At 45.5% G+C, this 19,027-nt stretch carries 18 protein-coding genes and 1 tRNA gene; 10 read left to right on the top strand and 9 right to left on the bottom strand.

All coding sequences use genetic code 11. The annotated features are described in order from the left end of the window. Positions 1–4 precede the first annotated feature (4 nt). From ACLWBD_RS05195 to ACLWBD_RS05210, 4 genes are all read left to right on the top strand, one after another. Positions 5–592 carry a LemA family protein gene (locus tag ACLWBD_RS05195; protein WP_063209111.1) on the top strand — a complete coding sequence of 196 codons (588 nt, stop codon included), beginning with the start codon at positions 5–7 and terminating at the stop codon, positions 590–592. A gap of 3 nt (positions 593–595) precedes the next feature. Then, entirely contained in the window at positions 596–1,336 is a 741-nt protein-coding gene (locus ACLWBD_RS05200) for a TPM domain-containing protein (protein ID WP_063209114.1), read from the top strand. Beyond that, complete coding sequence (locus ACLWBD_RS05205) at positions 1,336–2,007, top strand: TPM domain-containing protein (protein WP_413569858.1); 672 nt, start codon at positions 1,336–1,338, stop codon at positions 2,005–2,007. The genes ACLWBD_RS05200 and ACLWBD_RS05205 overlap by 1 nt, the downstream gene beginning before the upstream one ends. Before the next feature lie 193 nt (positions 2,008–2,200). Beyond that, entirely contained in the window at positions 2,201–2,494 is a 294-nt protein-coding gene (locus ACLWBD_RS05210) for a hypothetical protein (RefSeq protein WP_413569859.1), read from the top strand. Between the two features lie 197 nt (positions 2,495–2,691). On the opposite strand, the gene ACLWBD_RS05215 is transcribed toward ACLWBD_RS05210, so the two are convergent. Together ACLWBD_RS05215 and ACLWBD_RS05220 are read right to left on the bottom strand one after the other, a co-directional pair. Next, a complete protein-coding gene (locus ACLWBD_RS05215; protein WP_413569861.1) occupies positions 2,692–3,612 on the bottom strand; it encodes a S1 family peptidase in 921 nt (306 codons plus the stop codon). Between the two features lie 317 nt (positions 3,613–3,929). Then, a tRNA-Arg gene (locus ACLWBD_RS05220) sits at positions 3,930–4,005 on the bottom strand. Between the two features lie 113 nt (positions 4,006–4,118). On the opposite strand from ACLWBD_RS05220, the gene ACLWBD_RS05225 reads away from it, so the two are divergent. Then, the gene (locus ACLWBD_RS05225) at positions 4,119–4,574 is read left to right on the top strand and encodes a GNAT family N-acetyltransferase (RefSeq protein WP_413569862.1); all 456 of its coding nucleotides are present in this window, start codon (positions 4,119–4,121) and stop codon (positions 4,572–4,574) included. Between the two features lie 148 nt (positions 4,575–4,722). Beyond that, complete coding sequence (locus tag ACLWBD_RS05230) at positions 4,723–7,938, top strand: hypothetical protein (protein WP_413569863.1); 3,216 nt, start codon at positions 4,723–4,725, stop codon at positions 7,936–7,938. A 62-nt stretch (positions 7,939–8,000) separates the two neighbouring features. On the opposite strand, the gene ACLWBD_RS05235 is transcribed toward ACLWBD_RS05230, so the two are convergent. After that, positions 8,001–8,774 carry a hypothetical protein gene (locus tag ACLWBD_RS05235; RefSeq protein ID WP_413569864.1) on the bottom strand — a complete coding sequence of 258 codons (774 nt, stop codon included), beginning with the start codon at positions 8,772–8,774 and terminating at the stop codon, positions 8,001–8,003. 116 nt (positions 8,775–8,890) lie between these two features. Here ACLWBD_RS05235 and ACLWBD_RS05240 point away from each other — a divergent pair, with 116 nt between their 5' ends. After that, on the top strand, positions 8,891–9,475 hold the full coding sequence (locus ACLWBD_RS05240) for a hypothetical protein (RefSeq protein WP_063209124.1): 585 nt from the start codon (positions 8,891–8,893) through the stop codon (positions 9,473–9,475). A gap of 4 nt (positions 9,476–9,479) precedes the next feature. Here ACLWBD_RS05240 and ACLWBD_RS05245 read toward each other — a convergent pair whose 3' ends face one another. Further along, a complete protein-coding gene (locus tag ACLWBD_RS05245) occupies positions 9,480–9,893 on the bottom strand; it encodes a hypothetical protein (protein ID WP_063209126.1) in 414 nt (137 codons plus the stop codon). Continuing rightward, the gene (locus ACLWBD_RS05250) at positions 9,881–11,044 is read right to left on the bottom strand and encodes a hypothetical protein (RefSeq protein WP_063209128.1); all 1,164 of its coding nucleotides are present in this window, start codon (positions 11,042–11,044) and stop codon (positions 9,881–9,883) included. The genes ACLWBD_RS05245 and ACLWBD_RS05250 overlap by 13 nt, the downstream gene beginning before the upstream one ends. A 228-nt stretch (positions 11,045–11,272) precedes the next feature. On the opposite strand from ACLWBD_RS05250, the gene ACLWBD_RS05255 reads away from it, so the two are divergent. Then, the gene (locus ACLWBD_RS05255) at positions 11,273–13,201 is read left to right on the top strand and encodes an alpha/beta hydrolase family protein (protein WP_413569866.1); all 1,929 of its coding nucleotides are present in this window, start codon (positions 11,273–11,275) and stop codon (positions 13,199–13,201) included. Here ACLWBD_RS05255 and ACLWBD_RS05260 read toward each other — a convergent pair. The 4 genes from ACLWBD_RS05260 to ACLWBD_RS05275 are packed head-to-tail and all read right to left on the bottom strand — an operon-like array spanning position 13,198 to position 16,473. Beyond that, on the bottom strand, positions 13,198–14,346 hold the full coding sequence (locus ACLWBD_RS05260; protein WP_063209132.1) for a hypothetical protein: 1,149 nt from the start codon (positions 14,344–14,346) through the stop codon (positions 13,198–13,200). The genes ACLWBD_RS05255 and ACLWBD_RS05260 overlap by 4 nt on opposite strands. Then, positions 14,343–15,176: a TIGR02147 family protein gene (locus ACLWBD_RS05265; RefSeq protein WP_413569867.1), complete on the bottom strand. Its 834-nt coding sequence runs from the start codon at positions 15,174–15,176 to the stop codon at positions 14,343–14,345. The genes ACLWBD_RS05260 and ACLWBD_RS05265 overlap by 4 nt, the downstream gene beginning before the upstream one ends. A 9-nt stretch (positions 15,177–15,185) precedes the next feature. Then, complete coding sequence (locus ACLWBD_RS05270) at positions 15,186–15,785, bottom strand: hypothetical protein (RefSeq protein WP_155722597.1); 600 nt, start codon at positions 15,783–15,785, stop codon at positions 15,186–15,188. Next, complete coding sequence (locus ACLWBD_RS05275; protein ID WP_063209137.1) at positions 15,751–16,473, bottom strand: TIGR02147 family protein; 723 nt, start codon at positions 16,471–16,473, stop codon at positions 15,751–15,753. The genes ACLWBD_RS05270 and ACLWBD_RS05275 overlap by 35 nt, the downstream gene beginning before the upstream one ends. A 340-nt stretch (positions 16,474–16,813) precedes the next feature. Here ACLWBD_RS05275 and ACLWBD_RS05280 point away from each other — a divergent pair, with 340 nt between their 5' ends. Together ACLWBD_RS05280 and ACLWBD_RS05285 are read left to right on the top strand one after the other, a co-directional pair. Then, positions 16,814–18,214: a hypothetical protein gene (locus tag ACLWBD_RS05280; RefSeq protein ID WP_063209139.1), complete on the top strand. Its 1,401-nt coding sequence runs from the start codon at positions 16,814–16,816 to the stop codon at positions 18,212–18,214. 15 nt (positions 18,215–18,229) lie between these two features. Further along, positions 18,230–19,015 carry a collagen-like protein gene (locus ACLWBD_RS05285; protein WP_413569869.1) on the top strand — a complete coding sequence of 262 codons (786 nt, stop codon included), beginning with the start codon at positions 18,230–18,232 and terminating at the stop codon, positions 19,013–19,015. The last annotated feature ends 12 nt before the right edge of the window (positions 19,016–19,027 follow it).

Here is a 19,027-nt window from a genome sequence, read left to right on the forward strand (position 1 = left end):
ACGAATGAAAAACCTAATGATAGTTGTGCTTTTTGTAATGCCATTCTTGGTGGGATGCGGGATCCAATCTTTGCCGCAAGGTAAGAATGCGACAGAGGCGGCGTTGGCAGAAGTGAATAACCAATACAAACGTCGGGCTGATTTGATTCCGAATTTAGTGAATGTGGTTAAAGGTTATGCCAAGCATGAGCAAGAGACTTTGACTCAGGTGACTGAGGCGCGTGCGGCAGCGACTTCGAATCAGATCGACCCTTCAAAGGTGACACCAGAGCAGTTATTGAAATTCCAACAAGCTCAACAAGGTTTGTCGCAAGCCTTAGGCCGTTTGATGGTGGTTGTTGAAAAATATCCTGACTTGAAAGCGGATCAGAATTTCCGTGATCTTCAAGCGCAATTGGAAGGCACTGAAAATCGTATCACTGTGGCTCGTCAGCGTTACATTGAGTCGATCAATTCGTTCAACAATCTCGTGACAGTTCCTCCGACAAGTTGGACGAACTCGATCATGTATCACTTCGAAAAAATGCCTCAGTGGGATATGACCGCAGAAGAAAAAGCGACGGCGGAAAAAGCTCCAGAAGTGAAATTCTAATAAATGCGCTTTTTTGTTCTTCCTTTCTTTTTTCTTTTTCTTAGTCTGGGTGTGGCTCAGGCGAAGTTCAATCCACCGGCTTTAACGGGGCCGGTGATTGACGAGGTTGGATTTCTGACTCGTGGAGATCGTCAGGAGCTGATGCAGCTTCTTTACGATTTCAATCGTCGCGGCGTCGCTCAAGTGCAAGTTTTGATTGTTCCGGATTTGCAAGGTCTTCCGATCGAGCAAGCTTCTATCGAAATCACGGATCAATGGAAATTGGGTGATGCAAAAAAAGACAATGGCGTTTTATTTCTAATTTCTGCGCAAGAACGCGCGATGCGCATTGAAGTGGGTCAGGGATTGGAAGGCGCGATTCCGGATATCTATGCAAAAAGAATTATCGCCGATCAGGTGCTTCCTCTTTTCCGTTCAAAAAGATATTCGGCGGGTATCGTCGTCGGTGTTCACGAAATTCTTCGTCTTGCAGATAAAGAATTTGCCGAACAAAACGGAATCACGGAACAAGCTTCCACCGAAAAAAGCAAAGGTGGCGGAGATATTCCGATCTTTGTCATTATCATCATCCTTATCATTATCTCCTTCTTAGGTCGCTTCGGCGGCGGTCGCGGTCGTTACTATCGTGGTGGCGGCGGAGGCTTCGGCGGATTTGGTGGTGGTGGTTTTGGCGGCGGCGGTGGAGGCGGCTGGTCCGGTGGCGGCGGCGGCTTTTCTGGCGGCGGCGCTTCGGGGAACTGGTAATGGAGTCTAAAAAAGTGGAGAGCTCAATGGCTTGGATTCATCGTTATCTTTCTTCTTCTGAATTGACGGAGATTGAAGCTGCTATTCAGAAAGCAGAAGAGCACACCAATGGAGAAATCGTGCCTGTTATCGTGCGCCGATCTTCTGCTGTGGGGCATGTGCCTTTGAGCCTGACTCTTTTAATTACATTATTCATTGTTATTTTGGAAATCCCTTACAGCGAATGGCTGTGGGTGAAGCCCTGGGTTTGGGCATGGCCCTTTCTAATCGTTGCCATTTACTATGGCTCGACTCTGTTAGCCCAAAGCAAATTCATTCAAAAAATCTTTGTTCCCGAAAAAGATGAAGTGGATCAAGTGCATCGCCGTGCTCAGTTGGAGTTTTACCTGAATCGCATCAACCGCACAAAAGGCGGGATGGGTATCTTGATTTTCGTTTCGGTCATGGAAAAGAAAGCTGTGATTTTGGCGGATGAAGGTATTGCTAAAAAACTTCCTAGCAACACCTGGGATGAGATCTTAGCTGAAATGCGCGCGCACTTTCATGATGGAAAATGGTCGCACGGATATCAAAAAGCTATCGAACGCTGTGGCGATCTTTTAAAGCAGCATTTTCCTATTTCAGGAAACCTTGAAAACGAACTGACGAATCATTTGATTATCAAAGATTAGAAAGTGCGTGTTGAATTCATTAATACAGCGCTATCAACTTCCAACGACTCTATTACCAATGGGGGGCGGTTTCGACTGTCCATTTAGAATACAGTCCTGATAGGTTTTTCATCTTTTGGCAAAATTTAACACGGATCTGTCAGGCTAAAGTATATACGTCTTGTTTGAATAATTAAAGCCTTCAGGAGTTTCAATGAAATCCGTATTTGCATCCATTATTTTCGTTTTAGCTTCAAACTCGGCATTCGCTGCGAACAAGTATTGTACTGTATCGAAGAAAACCGTAAGCAAAATTGAACAACTCAGAATTATTGATCTGCCTTATAAAACGATCGAAGTACAAACAGTAGAAGCATTAGTGACCGACAAATGCGTAAAATCACGTTTAAGCAACGAAGAAATTTACACGTTATCTCAGATGCTTTTGTCACATGAATATTCGCAAAACTCCGCAGATCAGATTATCAACGAGTTTCTTGCTCAGTAATACGGTACGCGTTAACTAAAAGAACAATGTTTCGAAAAGATTTTTAATTGGTGCAGTCGGCAGTTGTGCCCGCACTAAAAAGCGCCACTGGCGCTTTTCCGCGTCTTGAAGTAGCGAACAACAAAGATCAGAAACGGTATTTCCAACACGAAGTATATTTGAACAAGACCTCGTTAAAGATTAACGAGTCTAAATTTTCAGAGCGCTTGGGGCAAGCTTTGAATAAATTTTTGCCAAGAGTTTTTCGCAAAATCCTTGGAGGCTTGGCAGCCAACAATATAACTATGAGGCTTTAGACTTTGAGTCACCTCTTGTCCATAGTACTTGTAATCGTCATCAATCAGACTTCCGCTAGAAATACCGACGACCTCACCCTCTTTATTAATGGCGGGTCCACCACTGTTACCGGGAAGACTATCAACGGTCGTTCCATATGACACACCAGTCACACCCTCAATTTGACCAGATTCCCCCTCAAAGAATCCGGTAGAAACTCTTTTGACTACTAGAGAATGCTGATCAATTGGGATACGTTGAACCATCGTGCTTCTAAAGTAAGCCGATGGATATCCGATAAGTGCTATAGGGTCTCCCTTTTTTAAGTTGCAATTTCGAACTAGTTTTGCTGCACTCGCTTGAAGTCCTTCATTGCTAGAAACTTTTATGACAACGAAGGCCAAATCTGCTTTTGGGGCAATTGTCTGAGATATAATATTCGCCCCATCGAACTGCTTTATTGTAAGTATATTTTCTTTTTGAAGATCGGAAGCAAATTCCTTGAATGGAACCACCGTGACGGGAACGTCCGGATGTATATTTTCTGGCCTCGTTCTAAGAACGTGTGCCGCAGTTAAAATTCCTAAATAGGCGAAGTTTTTCTCTTGTCTTTTAAAAACTATAACCCCGCTAGCGGCCGAAAGACCAACACCGTAACCATTCGCAGCTTTCGTAAAAAACAAAAAAGGAACTGTACTAGCCCAAGCATTCTTAAAGTTAACAACTGTACTTGTAGTGGAAAACCCTTCTTTTGTATTGATGAATTCTCCATCCCAAATTTCGCCCTTGCTGCCTGTTGCTAAAAGAAGTAAAGCTAGTATAGTCACAACGCCTTTTTTCATAGCGGACCTCCTAATTTGGGGCACACAGGTAACGCAAGATTTTCAAAGAATTCAGTCACATGAGTGGATTCATCCTTTTACTGCAAATCTTAAGCTCCATTTAGGGCTCATAGGATCTAAATAGGGTGTTTAACTGTTTTGCAGAAACAAAAATAGGCTCTTTCATCCAATAGTTTTGGCTCCCTTGTGGCATTCTTGGCTCAGACTTGTTAATCGAGGCAAAATACATGAGGCCATCTATGCACTTATTAAACTAAGTACTGGCGATGTTCAAAGTAGTCCTCGTGCGCGCGAAGTGGTTCGAAACGATTGACAATTGGTGCAGTCGGCAGGACTCGAACCTGCAACCCCTTGGTTCGAAGCCAAGTGCTCTATCCATTGAACTACGACTGCACAATAGAGCTCCTAGACTATCGCTTCCCTCTGCCAGTGGCAAGAATCCCTCCCTGTGCTGCACATGGCTAGCGCCTGTGTACAGAGGGTTTCGACCGAATTACAATCGGTCTATGACTATTCGACGTTTAAATAGCACGGACCTGCAGTCGCTGAAAGACCTTAACGTGGTATTTTCGGAAGCCTTTGCCGATCCAGAAACTCATCTATCTAAAAAGCCCAGCGATCCCTATCTTTTAAAGCTTCTGTCAAAGCCCCATGTGATTGTCTTAGCCGCCTTCGATGGTGCCACAGTGGTCGGTGGCTTGGTGGCCTACGTGATGGAAAAGTACGAACAAGAGCGCAGCGAAATTTATATTTATGATCTTGCTGTAGCCGAAACTCATCGTCGTCGGGGTATCGCAAGAAATTTGATTTTGAATCTTAAATTTATCGGAAAAGACATCGGCGCCTGGGTTATTTTGGTTCAAGCAGATAAGCCAGACACTCCAGCAATTCGACTTTATGAATCTTTGGGGACCAAGGAAGAGCCTTTGCACTTTGATATTCTCATCGAACAAAACAACTAGAACATACGTCCTGATAGAGCAGCGAGAATGTGATTGGCGTTTTGGTTTTCGTAGGAAGTTGAGAATTTCCGGACGAATTGTGTTTTTTCGATGATCTTTTTCTTAGAGATGTTCAGTTGTTACGTCCCTGAACCGATACATTACATGTATGAAATACCTTGTCTGGTTCGTTGTCGGATTATCTCTAGTTGGTTGCAGTCTGGATGCTCAGTTGATGGGCGGCGGATCTCACTCTTCTCTTCCTTCGAATAACAATATCGAAAAAGCGTCCGCACCTACCTATTGCGTGAATGGTGATTATGCTAGTCCTGTTGATGTGGGGGATGGCTGGAGCTTTCTTTATGGTCAATTTACGCAGATTGGAAATTGTGGATTTGGAATTTATGGGAGCAATCTGAACGAGTCCAAGGCACTCGTGAATGTGTCGGGTGGAGAACTCATCAGAACTGTCTCAGATAAAGACGGTGGTTTCTATATATCTGGTAGCTTCACCGAAGTTGGGGGAGTGGGACGCGCTGGTTTGGCTCGTGTCAACTCTGATGGATCTTTGAATAAAGATTTTGTGGCCTTTGGAAATCTTCCGCAGGGTGTGAGTGCGACAGATGAAGTTTTTATGGCTGTAGGAGCCGGCAAAGTCTTTGTAAGCGGTCGCTTCACCAGTATCAGCAATCCCTATGGATCCATCGTGGACACAACGACGGGCCTTGCTAAGTGGTCAGCCTCAGACATTCATTTTACAGACGGGGTTGAAGCTTCGGTCGGTGATGGCCAGGGGGGGCTTTACGTCGGCTTAAGTAATTCTGAATATAAAGGAGCGTATGTCGGTGAAGTCATTCATTTGCACGCAAATGGGGAGTTGGACACCTCTTTTAATGCTCAAATTTTTGGAAATGTTAAAGTCTTAGAGTTCGACTCATCTACAAATACACTTTACGTGGGTGGTTCGAATTTAAATTCACCCACTCTTGCATCGACTCCTGTTGTCGCGTTACGAGGCGATACTGGCGCTATTGTTTCTTCATGGACTCCTTCTATCACTCCAGCTTATACGGCGGTGACTGACATTGTTGTGACTTCAACAAAAGTTTTTGTTTCGCGCATCAACTCCTATAACAGTGCCCTTCCCAGCTTGTTTGCATTGGATAAAACATCGGGTGCCTTGTTATGGCAAAAGTCAGCGTCCTCAATTTCGGGTTTCACGGGCTTAGCTTACGACGGATCTAAACTTTATGCCGTGGGTGGGTTCTTCAAAGTAAATGGTGTGAATCGCTCGACTCTTGCGATCTTTGATGAAAATGGAAATATGCTTGCGAATCCCACAGCGACGCCAACTTCAGAAATTAGCAGCGTGTTGTATGCTGACGGATATCTTTATATTGGTGGTTGGTTTACCAATATCGGCGGAACGCCTTATCATGGTTTGGCCCGGTACCATACCAGCGATTTAACTTTAGATACTTGGAACCCCAATCCAACTCAGACGGCAGATTTTAACACTATCAGAGGCATGGTGTACGACGGAGCCGGAACTCTTTATGTAAATGGCGATTTCAGTATTATCGGTGGCAAACACGCCTCGGGAGTCGCGGCCGTTTCAACGACCGGCGCTGGAGCCGTGAAAGACTTTAATGTCAATGCGGCTGGTGGAGATGGAGTGTCGACGGTGGCCCTAGGGGCTGGAGGCCTTTTTGTCGGTGGTACCTTTCAAAGTATCGGCGCACCTGTGATCAGTGATTTTGCCGTGCTCGATGCGGAAACCGGGGACGCTGAAATCTTCGACGCCCAAGTTCAGGGAGGCGATGTTCTGGGAATGACAGTCTCCCAAGATGGTCAAACCCTTTATTTGAGTGGTGATTTTGATTACATCTTGGGACAGCGAAGAAATGGTTTAGCGGCCCTGAATATCGCGAACCTCAGTTTAAAATCTTGGGCACCCATCACGACTGCGGGTACCTTTGATAAAGTTAAATTCGTTCAAGAATTTAATAACACTGTCTACATTCATGGTTTTTTCACTCAGCCCGTGGGGATCAATCTTCAGACTCGCGAGTATTTCGCAGCGATTGATCAGAGTGGCAATGTCCTGCCATGGCAACCAACGATTACGGATATCAATGACGTCTTTGATTTCCAGATTAACGAGGGTGTGCTTTATATCGTGGGTCGTTTCAATGACGTTCAAAATCCAAATGTGGCCGCTTACGATCTAAAATCCGGCGGATCACTCATGGTAACAGGACAAGGATTTGATGGGGACCGACCTGACGCATTGGTCGTGCGCAACGGTCAAGTCTATGTGGCCGATGGTTTAGATTTGATTCGTCTTCGCACTGATCTTTCAGAGTCTTCGATCTCGACACTTGTGCGCTCCTACTCAACGCCTATCAAAGGCTTGGCGCTCAGTGATGATGAAATCTTTGTTGGCGCCGCTGATCTTGGTGGACCCGCACGCTATGGTGCAGTTCTTGTGAATCTGAATGAGGCAGAAATTTTAGATTGGATTCCTTCTCCAAATATGACTCAAGAACTTCAATCCGTAGCAGTCGTGCGCAAGGTCGGAGACCTTCTCTACATTGCTGGCGAGGGACCTGACGAAAACTGGAATCCTATTGGAAAACTTATCGTGGCGGACTTAAACTCTAGTACATATCAAGTTCACGCGACTGATGGGCCCATTAAAACCATGGAGGTTGTTGGTGACGTCGTCTTTCTTTCTGGTGGATTCGGTAATATTGATGGAAACGCACGAACTGGCTTAGCTTCTTTTAAAGCGGGCAGTTTAACTACTTGGCAGCCTTCGCTAGACGGTTCCGCGATGTTTATGAAAGCTTATCAGGGCGTCCTTTATATGGGTGGAGAATTTACTTCGGCCAATGGTGAGGCCCGCACTGGATTGGCTGCTTTTGATATGGCAACGGGTAACATCTTGCCTTGGAATCCGTTAAGTACTGCCGGTTATGATTTTGCAGCGGGCGTCCGTGTGCAGACTCTTGGCGACAAGCTGTATATCCAGTATGGCTACATGCTCAACGACGATTACGGACAAGGGGTCGCCACGGTCGATGCTTCTAATTCTTGGGGCTCATGGCAACCACCAGCTGACTTTGATCAACAATCGTCGTGGTTTATTAAGGATGGAAAAATATATTACTTTTCTACAGATGTCGGTGAAATCGTCGTGGCGGATGCAGTCACACTACAGCCCGTCGCTGTGTCATGGGAGCTTCCTGCTTGGGAGCTAAGTATCGATGATCAGGGCACAGGTTTGTTTTGGGGAAACCTGAACTCCCGAGTTCCTGTGGATGAAGTCACAGGAAAACCAAAAATTTCTTTGCAGAAATTAGAAGGCGGCATTCCAGAGTAAGGTCGCTTCTGAAGCTTCTGTTTCCTTGGAGCTGACGCCCACAGGACTTTGTGGCGGATGAGCTAGAACGTCATTTGAAAGCCTAAACCACCACCGCCAGCCATGGGGATGAAGCCAGGTTGGAAAGTGATCTCTGAACCGGGATACATGGATTTAAGCTGTTGATAGCGACGATTGTGTTCTGGAGGTGCGGCCCAGACGTCGATGATTTCCCAGATACGGAAACCCACATAGCCAAAAACGCCCAAGAAAATCAGTCCGCCGCTGTTTTCACAGTTGTCGTTGTCATAGGAAGACCATGTGCAGTTTCCTAGTCCCGCTGCCAGGGCTGCGATAGAGGCTAACTCTCCAACAGTGAAGATCCATCCTTTTTCGGTGTAGCGACCTTGCACGGCGTGACCGATTCCCAATCCTAAAGGATAAGTACCTAAAATACCGCCAACGACATAGCGAGTTCTTGAGATTTCACCGCGTGCTAAAATGTCTTTGTCTTTATCACTTAAAGCCGCATAGGAAATACTTGGAGCCGGAGCCGAAGTTGTTGCATCTGTGTTTGCCTGACTTGGCGCTGGCACTTTTTCCAAAGTCATTCCAGGTTGAACTTTTCCAGCTTGGATCTTGATAAGCGCTTTTTTTCCGCCATTTGAAATTTTGATAACTTCGCCGTGACCCACTATTTCCAGTTCATGATTGAGAAATTGGACGGAGGTTCCTTTTTGCAAACCTTCGTTGCCTTCCAGAGTCACCATGGCCTGGCTGTTTTTAATACCGGTTACAGTCTGAGCGTAAGAGAAAAGACCGCAGAAAAGTGCAGCGGTAAAAATTAAATATTTCATAAATAAATCCCCTCAAGGAAGTCGTAGCACGGGCTTTTAAGACGGTAAAGCAAAGAATTTTGGCTCCCAAAGAAATAGCATTTGGTAAAACAGGTTTTCTTGTTTAACTTTCAAGGATGAATTCGATCTTCACGCCGTCATTTAAGAACCCTCAAAATCTTCAAACAAAAGAATTTTTGCTATTTCCAACGAACACGGATTTTTATCAGTCCGACTATGAAGCGGTTATGAAAAGCAAAAATATTCTAAGAGTGTGGAGTCAGTCCACTTGGCCCGAAGATGAATTCACTGCGCTTCAAAACAAAGAGGATTTGGCAAGTCACCTTCAGGACAATATCGATCACTCTGCTTACGGTTACATGATTTATTCCCTGGATCAGAAGACCTGTTACGGAAGTTTGTACGTAAACCCGCTCAGCTCGGTCTTAGAAAACTACGTCTTAGATTCGGAACAAGAAAAGCTTATCCAAACCCACGACGCCCGCATTGACTTCTGGGTTGTGGAAGGGGAGCGAGAACTGGAAAAAGACATCACGCGGGCTATTCAAGATTGGCTTTTGAATAAGTGGAAAATCAGGCCCCTTTTCAGTGCTCGTGAAGGGATGCTCTTGCGCGAAGCCATTTATTCAGAACTTGGATTTAAAAAGGTTTTGCATTCGCAAAGTAAAGAGCCTGGAATGAACCTGATTCTTTATAAATAGATCGCTATATCTTTAGAAGTTCTTCAGCAATCAACGTAGGGGTGGTCTTAATGGGCTCGGTGCAATGGCCGCTCGCAGTGCACACGCGGGTCTTTTCACGAAGTATAATGCGACTCCATGTTCCTTCAGCCCCTTCAACTTTCACTTGATAATAGCGACGGTGCGGATGCAGGTAGTCGCCGATGCTTTTAGGTTCTTTTAAATATTTCAAAAGATTTTGAGTTGTTTTTTTGCAATCTGACGGCGAAATTTTTTTGGGGAGTCCTGCTTTCTTAAGATGGCATTCCTTTCCATCAAAAGAAAATTCCAGATAAGGTTCTGCTTTTTTACTGGGTTCGATCTTGCGGACTTCAATCTGAAAAGGAGATTGGGCAAATGAAAGCAATGAAGAGAATAACGCAGCTATTACTGTGTGCATGAAAGTCCCCTCGAAAGCTTTGCCGCATATCCTGGCGTATGGATGAGTACACAATCCAATGTCGAGTGGCCCGCCGAATGAATAGCGGAAGGGGAGTTAAAGCACAGTTGCATTGTTAAGTTGGGCATCTCACTTTCTTTGACAGTCAGCGCGGAAAAAACATCGGCCAGAGCTTCCTCGGTTTTAGAGCCAAAGCAGCTGTCTTTAATGAAGGCATAATCATTGGCATCAAAAGTTTCTTTTTCCACTTTATTACGCATGCATTGTTTTAATGCCGACGCATCTTTTCCAGCCAACAAGTTATCAATCACCGTGTAATTATAGTGTTCAGCCGGGTCGTGACCACAGAAGCCTTCGTAGGCTCCGTTCGCCGTGGAAAGATTCGTTCCACTTCTTTCGCCAATTTGCAAGCGAACATAGTTGCAGGCGTGTCCCAGTTCGTGGCGGATTGTGTAGTCTAATTCTTGAGTTTCGCCGCGTTTGTATTTCCCGAGGCTGATATAACCTGAATATATTTTTCCAGGATTGAAATCGGAATAAGTGGTACGAACTTGTTTTAGAAATTCTGTCTTTTCAGATGCAGGTGTGTTTGCAAAGACTCCGGCATAATAGCTTTTCGTATAGTTATCTTCATCCACACTGAAATAGGCTTCCGCGGTGCCTGCACACGGATCGGGAACATTATGGTCTTTCTCTGCGACAGGATCGCTGCAGAATTGAAGAGTCGTGGCTTTAAAGGCGTCAAGACAGTTCTTATCGCTTCCGCAACATTGAGAAGCCGTGCGATTTTTTACTTCGTTGAATTTTCGTTCCGTCTTTTGCAAGTCTTGTGCGGTGGCGACAGAAAATCCATTTTTTAGCATCTCGTTGCGCGAAGGGTTTTGATACTTTTCAGAAGACTTGTCCAGCTCGGCCGGTTTTTCTTCCGCAATTTTTTTCCACCAGGATTTTCCATCATCCCAAAGGGCTTTGCAGAGGGGCTGATGGACAGGCTTTTGTTTTTTAGAAATTCTTTGCAGATCGGCGCAGAAGTCTTTTTGAGATAGAGACAGACCTTCTCGGATTTGCTGAAGAGATTGAGTGGACTCATTGTCCGGTGTGCAATACGAATGGGCCATTGCTAAGCTCAAGAACAGAAGCATTGAAATCATATGTTTTATTCTAGCAAAGGAAGTGCAAAAGTTAAGTCCAGTCGCTGGTTAATGGACTGAAAACGTTTACTTAGGACTCCAACTTGTTTCAATGAGAGACTGGATCTCCACTTTTTCCATACTCCCTAAACACTCGTGTCACCGAAGCTGAAACACTCTGATTGGATCGCGACGGCGAAAAGATTTTACAGCGTCGAAAAGCTGTTAGACTTTTCTTAAGGGGAAACTATGTCATTCATGTCAGCGCGTCGATACCGCTATTTTGCGATGTTTGGGGTTGCAATTGCAGGCCTTTCTTTTTTATTCACAAACTGCGCGCGCGACAGTTTCGCCATCATCGAGCCTTCATCAAAAGCTCAAGCTAGCGAAGGGGAAGTGATTCCCGAAGATCCAGCAGCGGAGTCGGTAAAAATGATTCCTTGCTCGCAAACACAGTTCGAGTTCCCTTTATCAACCCACTGGTCGAATGAAAAAGTAGACGTCGTCGAAGGTGCTGCGGATACATTGCAAACAAGTGAACCTAACAAGGTCGGCACTCGTCGTATGTACAATTATGGTTTCATCCCAGACTATGATCACTATATCGGTACGGACTACGACCCTTATCGCTATCAAGACGCTGATTTTAGGTCATTCAGTAACAATCTTTGCCAAAAGACGGGCGTCGCTTTGGAAGTGCGCCGTCCTAGTTCCTTTTCAAACTGGAGTATCGCAAAAAAGAAAATCGTCGAGGGTCGAGGTTCGGTGCAGATGATTTATGCTTTACGCATAAGTGGAGCGTTGCTGAATGTCTTCTTACCACCTAATTGGAAAAGCAGTGCAAAGCGAGGAACCTATCCACTTGTTGTTACGGGCTCCTACGACCTGAAGCAGTCCTTCACGTCTGAAATCCCTGAAGTCGTTTCCAGGACGTGGGCCGAATCCAAAGTTCCTGTCATCGGAGTTCTTTGGAACGGCGGTGGAGGATTAAACTCTCGAACGGTGAACACTAAGGCGCGAGCTCAGTTTAACGACATCGTTCAAAATTTAGCAGATCACTTTGGCGCAGATCCTTATCGCATAATTGCGACCGGAACTTCGCGTGGTGGCGCTACGGCGATGGCCATGGCCTCGAATCCAGAAAGGTACCCTTATAAAGTCGTGGGAGCGTTTGTCTCAGTTCCCCCCGCGGACTTTGGCTTTTTGGCAGAGCTGACGGGCGCAACGGTTCCCTTTCTTATGCAAGCGGCCGAATGGACGATCGGGCTTTTAGATACTTGGAAAAAAGACTTCCGCTATCCAAATCTTGGAAACAAGATGACAGGTTACACGCGCAATGAAGCTCACACACACATCCTAGTGGGGTCGAAAGATCGCGCGACGATGGATGCGAATTTAAGTTTAACGAGTCCACGCTTTGTGAATGCTTTGAAGAGTTCCGGAACGCAAGTGTATTTGGTCATTGGCTCGCATGATTTCATTGTGGGGTGGGCGGATCAATATCGTTATGCACGTATTTTGCGAAATGCGGGAATTCCGATGGAGTTAAGTGTGAACTACCTTTCCGGTCACGGCGCTGTTGATACTGGAATGGATCCCGCAAACTTATCAAGAGTCATGAAACTTGTCGCCACTCGAAGCACAGTTTCGTTGATTCAAACCGGAAGAACGACTTATCGGCGTAATGATTATCTTCAAAAGAAGATGGTCGTCACTTCAGGGCAAGCCTTCACGATGGAAGTCCCAAGAATCGTCACACCAAGTGTTGAAGGCCATCTTATCATGACGGGTTTGCCGGGCACTCAGGTAGAGTACGACGGTGTATTTTCAACAACGGCGCAAGGGCCCACATCTCCATTCGGTCTTCAAAAAGCCACTCTAAACTCAGAGGGACTTTTAATAACAAAGTTGGAGCTGGAAGCTGGTTTTTATAGAGTGCAGTCTGTGCGCATCTTAAAACCGGGCCAATCGAAATGGCAAAGTTTGGATTTAAAGCAAGGGACTACAAGCTTAGAACGAGGCACTCTGACTGTCGAAGTCCGCGATGTAGATCCTCATCCTGACACCACAGCCGGTGAAATTGCTGACGCTTTAACCAGAACTTATTTAGGAGCCGGTGGAGTTTCTGGCACCAACGGAAATCCAAATCTTACTTACGGCATAGCTGAAACAAACTAGGGAAGGTCCAAGCGTTTCTTGATGGCTTCGACGGCGTAAGCGTTTCGGCTCAAGATGGCGAAGTCCAATAGGGTTTGCTTGGTCTGCTTCGTGCGGAAAGTTCTTAGTTCGTCTTTCGTAATAGAACTGATCAAAAGATCGACGACCATATCATCAAAGATGTGCACGGTTTCACCTGAAGATGTTTTGTAAGAATCAATATAGGAAAAAATTGCATACTCAAGCGCGGTCATGTAGATCGGAAGCGAATCCTGATAGATGAAGACCGGAAAGTTTTCCGTCGCCGCCGAATACAGCAGAAGAGACTCGATCTTGTCCAAGTAGTATCTGCTATCTAAATCGGTTCTTAATGTCGCTAAAGCATGAATGCGTTTGCCGATAGCAAAGGCCAACGGACTATCTGAAGAGTTCACAAAAATTACGGGGCGATAAAGCTGCTTGGCTACATAGAAGCGATCTTTCAAGTAGGAGCAGTGTGGTTCGCTGGCGATATTTGGCCAACGCTGAAGTAGGATTGAAATCCAGTCAAACTTCCAATTGTCCAGCTCTTCAAAAAAAGCGGCATCACAAGTTGTGATCTTCTTCATGATATAGTCGTCAAACGTGCGTCGATGAAGAAGGTCTGGATATTTCGTTAAGAAAAACCAAATTCTTTGGGAGTAGTAGTAATCCTGATCTTGCACGCCTAAAAGCAAAAGATACTCATGAAGGATCAATTGCTCCTTCATAGGCTGATTCAATCGTTCCCATTTCGCAAGAGAGATCATTAGCCTTTTGGGTGTTTCGTTAGGATAGCTAATAGCGGTTTTCTCGACGCCATCAAGGTAAAGCGGTTGGGCGCTGAAATCGATCACGAGATCAAACTCCTGCATCCCTTTTTTAATTTCAGCCAGTTTTTTTAAGCCCAAAAGATCGCGGGAAATTTCATCTGAAAATCCGATAAGCGTGCTGCGAGTAGCGGCGATCAGATTGATCACGTCGATTTCATTGAAATCTCCACCGAAGCCTTCCTTCCATTGCGGAGTTTCTTCAGAACTTCGAGCTGCGTCAGCAAAGTTCAGGCGAATCGAGTGAGATCCACCATGCGTAGCGAAAGCCTGGCAAGAGATTGCAAAGAGCAACGTGATACAAATCTTTTGAATCATAGAACATCTACCTTCTTAGTTACCGGAAAAAACGAAATAGAAAGTTTATAAACGGAATCCTTTTTTTCTGACTCTTCTTGAAGAAGAGTGGCAAAAGCTCTTTGAAAGGTGACGATACCTTGCTTAGCTTTTTCGATTTGATTTTTACTTACCGCCATCGTCATTGAAGACTGAAGACGTTCTTCAACGGGAATGTCATCAAGAGCATCTAACGCCAGATTCAAGATCTGTTTTTGTAGATCACGGCGAGCATCGGCAGTGCCATTGGGAGTCCCGTTAGAAACATGGTCACTGTTATCTTTCCATTTGCCGTCGTCGGCTTTTACAAGCATGTCTAATCTTAAAAGACGATCCACGGCTTCTTGTGTCTCGTTGGCACTGAGTCCTAAACGTGTTTGGATCCAAGCGACATCCGATTGAAAATCGGCCAGACGTGTGAGTTCTAAAATGGCATAGTGATACCAGTCGGCCATCACACGGAATTGATCCAGCGATAAACTTAAAAATTCAACCTGCTTCTCTACGCGCTCCATCCATTGGCCTTGCTTTTCAATTTCGCGCAAGAAGAAGTCGCGACGCTTAAGATGCTGAACGATGGTATTAGGCAATTTCAAGACAGTGATAAAGTGTTCGAATTTATCTTCACTGATCCCGATCTGACCATTCAAGATTTTTGAAAGATGGGAAGGGTTGATTTCTAAAGCCCGTGCGAAAGCTCTTAATGAATAGCGCGGGTTCACCTGACAGCGACGCTGCAGTTCTTTTTGTAAGGCCTCGCGCATGGAATTAGGTAGATCGTTCGTAGAGAGTTCCTGTGTCTTCAAGTCCATGTAAAAAACCTATTTAAAAAGAATTTGCGCCACTAAACGTCGAACGTCTTCAGCGGTTGGAGGGTTTTGTTTTTCGAGTTCCAGATAGATGTATGCGATTTCATGAAAAATCAGCACAGCTCGCTGTTCGATACTAAGTGGGTAAAAAGCTGGTGTTGTGCAGATTCGGTAACTGTTGCGAGCAGGATCAAAGAAGTTGATAGCCGCCAGTTTAAAATCCGTGATTTTATTCTGCGCTTGGGCCTCACGTAAAACGCGCATCGTTTCATGAAAAGTATAAGACGTTTCTGCCTGTGTGAAATCCGAAGCCGTGCAGTCTCCGAATTGAATAGATGTGTAAATGTCCATCGCCACAACAGGGTAACGAAGTCTAAAAATATACTCGGTGATTTTCGCGTGAAGAAGCTCGGCTTTGGAATAACGTGGTAGAACCTCTATTTTAGATTGCTGTTCAAACACGTCTTGAGCGAACCAAAGGCCTTGAGTCTGAACGGCAAAGCCTCCGTTACCGCGAATGAAGATCGCTTGCGCCGACTGGGGGACCCACAGCAAAATGAAGAACAGAGTCGGAATGCTACGACCAAGGAAAGACTTGAACATTGATTTCATAGACTTCTTTCTTTTCTCCGGCTTCAAGAAAACGCGCGGTTTTCTCTACAAATTTCAAAACTCGTTTTTTCACCAAAGGTAACTTCTTAGGATCAATACAAACACTTACCGAGCATACATCGCGTTTTTCCACGGGCACGGTGTCCAATTGAGAAATAATTCGGCTCAATGATTTTTTGTGGGAAGCACGCAGGGCTTCGGAAGGAACATCCAAAGTTGTTATAACGTGTTCATGATGTATGACGACTTTTTTATCAACAACTTCGATCAGTCCGACGGATTTCAGGTTGTGCAGGATTTTATCGACCTTATCTTTAGAGATTTTTAGTTTTTCCGCAATCCAGTCCGGTTTCAGCACGAAGTCGGTTGCTGTGGTCAGGGCCAGAAAAGCAAAGTGTATGGGGTCGGATATGATCTCAAAGCGTTCGGAGGAAAGACGGTGAGCTTTAGATGCTTCCCAGCTTTCCGGAGACTGGAAGGCTTCGGCTTGTTTGTCAGGAAGATTTAAGTTTGCCAGGATTTTTTTAGCCGTTTTTTCGGTGCACATTCTTCGACCGGAAAGATAGTCGTTCAGTTGCCCGATAGAAACGCCACAGTGCTTCGCAAAAGCCCTTTTAGAATAGCGCTCGTTGCGGCTTTGGCGCTCCTTTAAAAGTTTTTTGAGGAACTGCGGGAACTGTTTTCTCACTCGTATCTCCTTCGTCGCGGAGATTAGCCTTGCCTTTCAAATATTTGCAAGTTTGCAGTGTCACAAGTGTACGCTTTTTTTGTGCGCTCATTTACTAATACCTGATTTCAATAGCTTAAATACTTTTTTTAGTGCTCTTATTCAGAAGTGCGTCGCTTTTAAAAACAAAAAAGTATTTACATAAAAACTTTTGTTCCGAGAACCTGTAAAGATCTTCGCGCGGCCCGGCAGATTCAGTGTTTCAGTGCCAGTGACACACTATCTACTCCAGGGACCCCTCGTAAATTCAACCCCAGAAAAAACGTCTTAAGAGGTCTCTTTACGGGCCGAATAGACAGGTATGTTTAGAATCACTCGTCTTTTAGACCAAAAGGGAATGAGCCTTGTTGAGGCCCTCGTAGGGATCAGCATGATCGGTGTCGTTGCGGCGTCGGCGGCAACCCTTATGGTGAATGTCACCGATTCCCATGCGGTTGCTAATGATAAGGTTTCCTTAACGAATATTTCTAGCTCCCTGATGAATGTGATTATGAACGAGGCGGCTTGGTCGGTGACTAAGACCCGCAATAGTTCGATGGCGTGTTCTCGGACGGTGCCTTCGAGCTGCGCTTCTGGACATAAATCGAAAGTGTCTCTTTTTAATTCAGAGGGTAAGCAATTAACTCATTTAAATAATCCCGATTGGGGATTTTACTCCAATGGTCAACCTTGCAGTACATATGGAAGTAACGGCTGCAACTTCAAAGCGGAAATCAATTGGGTGGTAAAATGCAGCAACACGCAAAGCTGTCTTTATCCCGTTGAAGAAGTCTCCATAAAATTTTCTTATGCCGGAACACGTTCTATCAATACAGCTCTTTATGACATTCATGCTCTAAGCCGTAGCAGTCATGCAATGAACAGCTCTCCATTTTCAGTTTGTGCAGTCAAAGGAATGTCTTTCGTGGGTTATGGTCGCAGCATCGCAAGCGCAACAGGCGGTACCTACACGGCAGATCAGCACGGTTGTATTTCCAGTCTTGCCTTTCAAGGAGCTCGAGGAAGTCAGGGACCTCAAGGCCCTCGCGGACCCGCAGGGATCAAAGGTAAAGATGGCGTGGCTTACTATTCTGGAAGTCCGCCTGCAACGGGAGGATCTTGTGCTGGAGGGACACTGACTCTTCATTCGCCTGACAAAAAGAACAAGTGTGTTTTCAGCTATTCCTCTGCGGCTTACGGTGAAAGTACGACAGTGAAGTTGGTCGGCTCCACTTTTGGTTCCGGTCCAACTGTCGATTACTGGGCAGATTGTCGCACAGATGGAACTTGGAACTATCGCGCTCTCTGCCCTAATGCGAACGCGATGACCTGCGTTCAGGGAAGCCAGGATGTGAAATCTCCGAACGGAAAGAACACATGTCGCTTTGATTGGCCGATGGGGTCCTCTGGAGACGTGCACAAAGTTTCTGGTACTAACGGTGGTTCGGGCTCAGCAGTATGTCCTCAAGATTCAGGACACTGGACTCTTTCATTCAAGTGTCCCGACGATCCGAAAAAAGCGGGTATAACATGCCCGGCGGGACAAGAGTCCCTTCCATCTGCGAGTGGCGATGCAAATAAACACTGTGTGTGGTCGTTTAATGAGAGTGCTCCCAACAAAACGGTGACCGCTAAGCAGTACAATAAAAATGCCAGTGGTCATTTAAGTGCTTACTGTAACGACAAAGGGCAATGGGTCAATGTGCAAGCAAGATGTGATTAGACCCGAGGAAGAGTTATGAAGCTGTTATTAAATTCAAAAGGGTTCGGCATTGTGAATGTCTTGATGGCAGCAGGTTTGGTGTCCATGACGGCGTTATCTGTGGCTTCGGTTCTTTCAAAGCAAAGTAAGGATCAATCGGAATTCATGCTCAAAACTCAAGTGACTGAAATTCGTCGTTCTTTGCTTTCGGCTATTGCCTCGGATTCAGCGTGGCAGGAAACTCTCACACGAAATGCAGTGATGCGATGTCTTTCACCGCACCAAAAATATTGTGGACCTAATCAGACAGAGACCGCAGATATCGTTCTTTACGATGCCAGCGGACAGGTGTTTTACGACGGTACAAAGCCCACGGGTGGCTTTCGCATCGATGGTCTGCCCTGCGACACTTATTCGACTTCAGGCAATGACAACTGTCCCGTCAAGGCGTTCTTAAAATGGAGAGCCGCTTGTACAAGTGGGGACTGCACGCAAATCGAAAACTTCGTCAGCCTTTCGTTTGTGTATAGTCCTTCCAGCAAGGAAAAGAAATTTCCGTTCAACGCTCGTAATTACGGCGTTGAAGAGGTCAGTCGTATTAAAATTTCAGCTTCAGAATCGCCGGTTCTGGAGTGTGCAAGAAAATCGTCATTTTTTATTGGTGAAGGACAGTCCTTCAATGGGTACGTAGCGGACACGACAGGATGTGTACCATATGTTGCTTTTCAAGGAGCTAAGGGAGCCACAGGAGTCGCCGGGATGGCGGGTCCTCAAGGTGTCCCTGGAGCCAAAGGGGCCGATGCACATTGCTCGACTCCGTAAGTAAAAGAATCC

The organism is Bdellovibrio sp. HCB117, assembly GCF_047305915.1.
In the GTDB taxonomy this organism is placed as follows: domain Bacteria; phylum Bdellovibrionota; class Bdellovibrionia; order Bdellovibrionales; family Bdellovibrionaceae; genus Bdellovibrio; species Bdellovibrio bacteriovorus_B.

Bases quoted from the DNA above. Each gene is read 5' to 3' on its own strand.
- ACLWBD_RS05265 (WP_413569867.1), bottom strand. From the start codon at position 15,176: ATGGACTTGAAGACACAGGAACTCTCTACGAACGATCTACCTAATTCC.
- ACLWBD_RS05250 (WP_063209128.1), bottom strand. From the start codon at position 11,044: ATGATTTCAATGCTTCTGTTCTTGAGCTTAGCAATGGCCCATTCGTAT.
- ACLWBD_RS05260 (WP_063209132.1), bottom strand. From the start codon at position 14,346: ATGATTCAAAAGATTTGTATCACGTTGCTCTTTGCAATCTCTTGCCAG.
- ACLWBD_RS05215 (WP_413569861.1), bottom strand. From the start codon at position 3,612: ATGAAAAAAGGCGTTGTGACTATACTAGCTTTACTTCTTTTAGCAACA.
- ACLWBD_RS05225 (WP_413569862.1), top strand. From the start codon at position 4,119: ATGACTATTCGACGTTTAAATAGCACGGACCTGCAGTCGCTGAAAGAC.
- ACLWBD_RS05255 (WP_413569866.1), top strand. From the start codon at position 11,273: ATGTCATTCATGTCAGCGCGTCGATACCGCTATTTTGCGATGTTTGGG.
- ACLWBD_RS05280 (WP_063209139.1), top strand. From the start codon at position 16,814: ATGTTTAGAATCACTCGTCTTTTAGACCAAAAGGGAATGAGCCTTGTT.
- ACLWBD_RS05230 (WP_413569863.1), top strand. From the start codon at position 4,723: ATGAAATACCTTGTCTGGTTCGTTGTCGGATTATCTCTAGTTGGTTGC.
- ACLWBD_RS05240 (WP_063209124.1), top strand. From the start codon at position 8,891: ATGAATTCGATCTTCACGCCGTCATTTAAGAACCCTCAAAATCTTCAA.
- ACLWBD_RS05210 (WP_413569859.1), top strand. From the start codon at position 2,201: ATGAAATCCGTATTTGCATCCATTATTTTCGTTTTAGCTTCAAACTCG.
- ACLWBD_RS05205 (WP_413569858.1), top strand. From the start codon at position 1,336: ATGGAGTCTAAAAAAGTGGAGAGCTCAATGGCTTGGATTCATCGTTAT.
- ACLWBD_RS05195 (WP_063209111.1), top strand. From the start codon at position 5: ATGAAAAACCTAATGATAGTTGTGCTTTTTGTAATGCCATTCTTGGTG.
- ACLWBD_RS05285 (WP_413569869.1), top strand. From the start codon at position 18,230: ATGAAGCTGTTATTAAATTCAAAAGGGTTCGGCATTGTGAATGTCTTG.
- ACLWBD_RS05200 (WP_063209114.1), top strand. From the start codon at position 596: ATGCGCTTTTTTGTTCTTCCTTTCTTTTTTCTTTTTCTTAGTCTGGGT.
- ACLWBD_RS05245 (WP_063209126.1), bottom strand. From the start codon at position 9,893: ATGCACACAGTAATAGCTGCGTTATTCTCTTCATTGCTTTCATTTGCC.
- ACLWBD_RS05235 (WP_413569864.1), bottom strand. From the start codon at position 8,774: ATGAAATATTTAATTTTTACCGCTGCACTTTTCTGCGGTCTTTTCTCT.
- ACLWBD_RS05270 (WP_155722597.1), bottom strand. From the start codon at position 15,785: ATGAAATCAATGTTCAAGTCTTTCCTTGGTCGTAGCATTCCGACTCTG.